The sequence below is a fragment of the Drouetiella sp. genome, from assembly GCF_059504425.1.
The window spans coordinates 66,218-72,416 of the sequence record NZ_JCACIN010000024.1 but is presented as its reverse complement, the minus strand read 5'-3'; the positions used below and the strand labels follow the sequence as shown (position 1 = coordinate 72,416).

Genomic DNA, 6,199 nt, shown 5'->3' with positions numbered 1-6,199 from the left:
CCCAACAAGCCATTCATCTAATAGAAAAAACCCTGTAAATCAAGGCCTTTAAGATTAGCTTAGTAAAGCTGTGACTAACTTTATGCCTAAATCTTGAGTCCAGGCGGCGGGAATCCTGCGGCATCTTGGGAGCTTTGTAGGACTGAAAAACCCGCACCTGAATTTGAAGGGCTATTTTATGCCGCCTTGTGGTTGTGCTTTACTCTCTAAAACCCAGCCCAAGCTTTCTAGAACTGACTGTTTGCCGACGACAATATTACCCGCCGCAATCTGGATCAAGACGCTGACCTCTACCTGATAAACCGTGCCTGTTCTGCCCGTTGCCTTGTTTACAAGCCGATCGCCCACCTTCCACGCGCCAAGCTTTTCCATCAAAACCTTTCGCCCAGCCTAGCGAGGATTCGGCTATTCGGGTGGCTGTCTCGGCTCTGGCTGTGGCGGCTCAAACGCTGCGGCATCCGCCTGGTCAATTTCCTCGATCGCCTTGGTCATCGCCTTAGCATCCAGCCCATAGGACTTGCCTACCCGCCGCACCAAGAATTTTGTTGTCTCACGCTTAAAGGTTGGAGAGGGGATGGTCACTGTCTGGAGTTGCTGCATGTCTGTGACCTCTTCTAGAACCCCCTCCCCAAGGAAGTCGTCGAAGCCATCTACCGTCCAGCGCACGTCCTCAGCATGGGCGATCGAGGCTACCCTCAAAATCTGTACGGCATATTCTCGAATGAGCTGCCCATAGGTTTCCAGCAAGATTTGCTCTGGTCGCCTATCTTCGCGCTTACTTGCTCCGCTTCGTGCCATGATTGCCGTGCCGTCCGCTGCACTCAGGGCAATTTGCTGGAGCTGGTCATAGATATCGCGCTTGATTTCGCCCCGATAGGTAATAGCTGTCGTGATAGTTCTGCCCGGTCGCTCGAAGGCGCTAATGGTTTGCCCCGGCTTCAAAGTCAGGTAATAGCCCTCGCCGATTTTCTGGGTTTTTAGCGGGTCATCGTCGGCATCTTCCACGCCGCTGACTACCGGGATACTGAAGTTATTGGTGTAGAGGGCATATTCCAGCGCCGCCGTCTGAGCAAAAAAGGACTTCTGGGGCTCAAAAAGCTGATCGGCAATGTGCAATCCAGGCGAAACCGTCAGCGTGACGATCGGGAACTCAAACACGCCCCGATAGTTGAAAATCGGCACATTCTCCAGCGGCTGCCCGTTCGGCATCTGCATAGGGATGATATCTACATCCTTCTCTTGCAGCTGGTCGAGATCGAATGGCTCCACAGGCGGCTTCTCGTTTTCCTTCGGTCGCCTGCGAATCGAATAGCGGCTGGCGACGATCGCCCCTTCTTCGGTGCGCTGGTAGATCGTAAAGTCATGCTCTCCAACGGGCGGCATATCCCACCGATCGCGCTTCACCACCCAACGATGCAGCTTGGCAAAGCAGAAGCCCTTTGCGTCCGACTCCCAATCCCAGAGCGACGATCGCGGGTGCAGCAACACATAGGGCTGTAGCTCGCCCGTACTGTCCTGATCTACCAGGGATAAAGCTTCCCCACTGGCAATGCGGGTGTCTATCTGAGCGATCGCTTTACCCGTCACCAGGCACTTGAACATGGACTCCCTTAAGAAGGTGCTGAAGCTGGCTCTAGCATCATCGTCACCGTCGAGTAGCGCTCCATAAGGGAGAAAGCGATCGTCCCAAAAGGGAGCTTTCGAGCCGCTAAAGCTGGCAGGCTCTGAGAAAAGCTGAGAATTGAAGCGGGTAAGGATGGGGCTGATCTTATTGGTATAGGTGGCAAGCTTGATTCGCTCCTGTACTACCGCATCGGGTCTACCGTCCGGGTTGGGCAGAATCTTCCGCTTCATCGCGTCAGTCATCGCCGCGCCCCCGGCTACCATTGCCTCAAGCAGCGCCCAGCGATCACACTGGGCGCGATGTTCAGGATGGCGATGTCTGAGGCTTTCAAGGAGATTCATGGTTAGTCCTGAGCTTGGAAGAGCTGAAGTTCGCCCTCAGATTTGATAAAGGTGTAAATATTGCCGTCCGTGCCTTTAAAGCGTCCGCCGATCGTCTTGCCTTCTTTCTGCCAGAGCGGATCGTAGACAAACTCAGCGACCTGGATACCCTCTTCTTCATAGACGGATTCAATCAGAGTCTTCAGGCTGTCTTCAAGCTTTTGCTTCAATTCGTCGGGTGTAGGCATCAAGCTGTCCTCGGCTGTAGTGATGGTTGCTGGATTTTACCCTTGAGGGATTTTGCGGCTTTCACGAGATGTGGTGTCAGCGCAGCCGAAGCCGCCATGCCGATCGCCTGTCCTCCGTGGGGAAGCACTGCATCGGCGGCAGCTCCTACGCTATGCTTTACCGCTCCAGCTATAAGATGCCCAAAAATATCGCCCATGCCTTTAGCTTCAACCGCATCAGCCGAATCATCGACCGCCTGTTCAAACTTGGCATGATGCCCTTCAATTAATTTCTTGCCCACTTCGATCGCCGTCCTGGCTCCCAGCATTGCCGCCATTGCCCCAGCTTCCCCACCGATGTGATGTCCTAATGCTCCAGCACCCGCGATCGCCCCTTTTTCGGCAACGGTTTGAGCTAGCGCCTTAGCCTGATTGCCCATAGCGGCAAAGCGCCCATCCCCGTCTCTAGGCTGGTTTGGATTGCCGCCTGAATGTTGAGCGGCAGCGTTTTTAAGAGCCTGAAGTTTTGACATAGGAGTGGCGCGGGTGCAGTACCCCCAAAGTGCCCAACGGCGATCGGTGGTTTGCAAACGACTAGCAGCCCTTGGGCACAGTAAGCCTGGAAATCCTATTTCAAGCCTGCGCTTGCAGGAAGGCGATCGATGTTTACTCCAGAGCAAGAGAAGTTTTTAAACAACCTGCTAGCCGAAAACAGCAAGCTAGTGGCGGATCAGTTCAACAATGCCCTTTCAGGATTAGCGAAGCGGCTAACGGTGGATGAGATTCCCAAAGCCATTAACGCCCAGCTCAGCCCCATCTCAGATCAGCTCAAAGGACTGAGCAAAGACGAATTAGGCGGCGTGGTCAAGGCTCAATTTGACGCGCTGTTAGAGGAATTAGCGAAGCAGGGAGAGGACAGCCCGATCGCGCCTGTTGCTAACCAAGAGAGTGGGGCGATCGCTGCCCTACAGAAGCAGCTTGACGATATGGGCAAAATGCTCGACTCCACCCGCAAGATTGCCGAAACCGAGCGCAAGACCCGCGAAAAGCTGTCTGAAGAGGCGCGGTTGCAAGGTCTAGATGACACCGTTCTCGACTCCCTACGCGGCAAGGTAAAGCCCGGAACCGAGCGGGAACTGTTGACCTTAATCAAGAGCGCCGGACTGCTGGTGGAGAACAAAGAAGCCAATCGGTTTGAGGTAGAGCTACCCGATGAGTTTGGACTTCCCACCCGGAAACCTGCCGTGGAAGCGATCGGCAATATTGTGACTCAGCGCTGGGCGCACTATCAGGATTCTCGCCCTGGTACGGGTACGGGCGCGGCTCCATCGGCGGGTCAGTCGGGCGGCGGATCAACTCAGCTCAAGCACTTCCGCAATCAGGGCAATGGTTTGACCCTAGACGATGCCACTTTAGAAGAGGCAGCATCTAGCGGCAAACTGGATGAGTTGATCAAAGAGCTTGCCTCTGCAAGTTGACGATCGACTGAGGGAACGATAGAAGCATCACGGCTTGCCCTTGCCTTAGTAGGGATGTCCAAACCGGAAAGCACACCACTTTAAAGGACATCCCTATGACTATTAATTTTGCGCCTGATGCGCTGATCACCGAGAAGCTTGTTGCCCGTCGCACTCTCACCCAGCTCAACCGCCTGAGCGTTTTTACCACTGCTGGCATGGGCGACTTTGAACCCCAAGGCACTTGGGAAGTGGGCAACACCGTTAAGTTCCGTCGCCCTCGCATTTCTGAAGCCGTTGAGTACGATCCTCGCACTGGATCAGGCTTAACCCTGACCCAACCGGGCTATATCACTGGAGAGCTGGCACTAGAGAGCCTGCTTGCTAACGGTTTTCCCGTCTACAGCTCTGACTATCGAGTTGATCAGTACATCCAAGATTTCTCTAATCAGATGTCGCTGTCGATCGGCGTGAAGTTCGACACCAATCTCTACAACAAATTCCGCACTCCCATTCATGCCTCTACGGGTGAAGTGGGCTATGCGGCGAACCCCCCGATCGCCTGTGTTGCAGCAGAAAGCAGCAGCGGTCAGCTCACCGACTTCAACCGTCAGGTTTTGGTCAATGCTGGCACGGTCCTCGACCGAGAGAACACACCTCCTACCGAGCGCTATGCACTGCTGTCCTCGACTGCTAAAGGTGCCTACATCGGTGAATCCATTCCGGTTGAAGCTGGCTATGTCGAGGCTTTAGCGGGTGGCGCTGGAATGCTGACCAACGGAATGCCTGTTGGTCAGTTCACAATGCGGCACGGCTTCATGGTGGGATCGGGCAACGTCATCGGCTCTCAAACTGCCGTAGACGACTTAGATGCAAACGCTGGCAGCTCAGCATCTGTGGCAATCTCCGCTTCGGTGGTTGATACGGCAAACGGCGGCAATCCGTTCTTTGTCAAATCTGACTACGCGACTGCTACCCCATTGGGCACGATCGTCCTCACCTTGACCACCACGGGCGCTTTGCAAAATGTCGCAGTGGGTCAAATCGCTCGGATTGGCGCGGCAAATGCCACGGCTAAAGCCTACGGCGTGATCCTGCGGGTTGACGTGGCTAACAAGAAGGTCTGGCTTGTACCTTTCTCAGTTAAGGGCTTGCAGCTCACAGCTCCTCAAATCAACACCAGCACCGACCTGTTCAGCGTTCCTGAGATTCCTTCGATCTCAATCTCACTGCACAAAGAGGCGTTGGTCTACGCCACCCGCCTAATGCGCCCTCCTTCAGAAGGTTCTGGCGCAATTTGTGTGACCCAAGTTGATCAGCAAGCTAATCTGGCCCTGCAAGTTTGGCGCGGCAGCTTCGACGTGACCCGCTTCCGTGAGTCGCTGGTTGCCACGGTGCTGATGGGTTCCAAGATCACTGATTACCGCAAGGCTGTTTTGATCCTCTCTCTCTAACCCTATGTCCTTTGTCATTCTTCACACGTCTGACGGGCAACCCTGGCAGGTGCCGCTCTCTGAAGTAGGGCGGTTCCTGGCTCTGGGCTACCGTCGCCCCGAAGTGCAACCTGTGCAGCCGCCTAATGAGCAAAGCAGCGAAACCCTTTCGTTCGAGCTGCCTTCGGTTCCTAAAGTGTCCTTGCCAACCGCGATCGTCCAGATCAACCGCGATTCCCTCGCCAAGTTGATTAAGTTGCCGCTCGTGGGCACGGCGATCGCTAAGGAAGTGATTAAAAACCGCCCCTATCAATCCATTGAAGACCTGATTGGGCGGGTGGCACTTCCGGCAGGGCAAAGCTGGGTTGCTCTAGAACACCTGATTTCTTTTGAGGCAAATCTATGAGCTATTCACTTAAAATCCTTAATCCCACCTGGTTCAAGCAGGATACCGAGCAGTCCGTTGTCTTGTCGATCGCACAGAAGGTTCTAGTGGACGCTGGACAGATTTTCCCAATCTCCAGCTTTGCCCCTTCTCAGTCTCAACACGTCAAGTTTTCTCTGGGCAAGAATGACCAGGGCAAGCAAATAGCGCTGCAAAGTAAAAACACCTGGTACGCTTACAGCCCTCACGTTCAAATGCTCAAAGATGGCAAGCCTTTCTCGGCGGCTGATGTGCCTCGCTCAGGTGCGATCGGCGCGGCGGGTCTGGAGCTAATAAAAAGCTTTGAAGGCTGTGTTCTGGACGCTTATCAAGACGTGGTAGGGGTTTGGACGATCGGCTATGGCAGCACCGGAGCGCATGTCTATCCGGGGCAATCCATTACTCAGGAGCAGGCAGAGGCGTTGCTTAAGAAGGACTTAGAGCGCTTTGAAGCGGCGATCGGCTGGATGGTAACAGCGCCAATTAACGGCAATCAGAGAGACAGCTTGATCTCATTTGCTTTTAATTTGGGCGAAGGCGCTCTACAGGGTTCAACCCTGCTGTGGCGGCTAAATCAGGGCGACTATGCAGGCGCTGCGGATCAGTTTCCCCGCTGGGCGAACGCTGGAGGAGAGCAGCTCGCGGGGTTGGTTCGTCGCCGGAAAGCAGAGCGATCGCTTTTCCTCAGCCAAAACTATACCCAATATCTGTAGC

8 protein-coding genes are annotated in these 6,199 nt (G+C 54.5%); 4 read left to right on the top strand and 4 right to left on the bottom strand.

Annotation, left to right across the window (positions count from 1 at the left end; all coding sequences use genetic code 11):
- Positions 1 to 171: 171 nt before the first annotated feature.
- From AC5JMP_RS05565 to AC5JMP_RS05550, 4 genes are read right to left on the bottom strand one after another with little or no spacing between them, the layout of a single operon-like run.
- Positions 172 to 372 (bottom strand): hypothetical protein, encoded by a 201-nt coding sequence (locus AC5JMP_RS05565; protein ID WP_495850450.1) that lies wholly within the window; start codon positions 370 to 372, stop codon positions 172 to 174.
- A gap of 33 nt (positions 373 to 405) precedes the next feature.
- Positions 406 to 1,965: a hypothetical protein gene (locus AC5JMP_RS05560; RefSeq protein WP_495850449.1), complete on the bottom strand. Its 1,560-nt coding sequence runs from the start codon at positions 1,963 to 1,965 to the stop codon at positions 406 to 408.
- Positions 1,966 to 1,967: 2 nt separating this feature from the next.
- Entirely contained in the window at positions 1,968 to 2,192 is a 225-nt protein-coding gene (locus AC5JMP_RS05555; RefSeq protein ID WP_495850448.1) for a hypothetical protein, read from the bottom strand.
- Positions 2,192 to 2,704, bottom strand: coding sequence for a hypothetical protein (locus tag AC5JMP_RS05550; RefSeq protein WP_495850447.1), 513 nt, complete (start codon positions 2,702 to 2,704; stop codon positions 2,192 to 2,194). Before AC5JMP_RS05550 ends, AC5JMP_RS05555 begins: the two co-directional genes overlap by 1 nt.
- Positions 2,705 to 2,833: 129 nt before the next feature.
- Between AC5JMP_RS05550 and AC5JMP_RS05545 the strand changes: the two genes are divergently transcribed.
- The 4 genes from AC5JMP_RS05545 (at position 2,834) to AC5JMP_RS05530 (ending at position 6,198) form a co-directional block, all read left to right on the top strand.
- Positions 2,834 to 3,649: a hypothetical protein gene (locus AC5JMP_RS05545; RefSeq protein WP_495850446.1), complete on the top strand. Its 816-nt coding sequence runs from the start codon at positions 2,834 to 2,836 to the stop codon at positions 3,647 to 3,649.
- A 95-nt stretch (positions 3,650 to 3,744) separates the two neighbouring features.
- Positions 3,745 to 5,082 carry a hypothetical protein gene (locus AC5JMP_RS05540; protein WP_495850445.1) on the top strand — a complete coding sequence of 446 codons (1,338 nt, stop codon included), beginning with the start codon at positions 3,745 to 3,747 and terminating at the stop codon, positions 5,080 to 5,082.
- 4 nt (positions 5,083 to 5,086) lie between these two features.
- A complete protein-coding gene (locus AC5JMP_RS05535; RefSeq protein ID WP_495850444.1) occupies positions 5,087 to 5,467 on the top strand; it encodes a ComEA family DNA-binding protein in 381 nt (126 codons plus the stop codon).
- Positions 5,464 to 6,198 (top strand): lysozyme, encoded by a 735-nt coding sequence (locus AC5JMP_RS05530; RefSeq protein WP_495850443.1) that lies wholly within the window; start codon positions 5,464 to 5,466, stop codon positions 6,196 to 6,198. Before AC5JMP_RS05535 ends, AC5JMP_RS05530 begins: the two co-directional genes overlap by 4 nt.
- The last annotated feature ends 1 nt before the right edge of the window (position 6,199 follow it).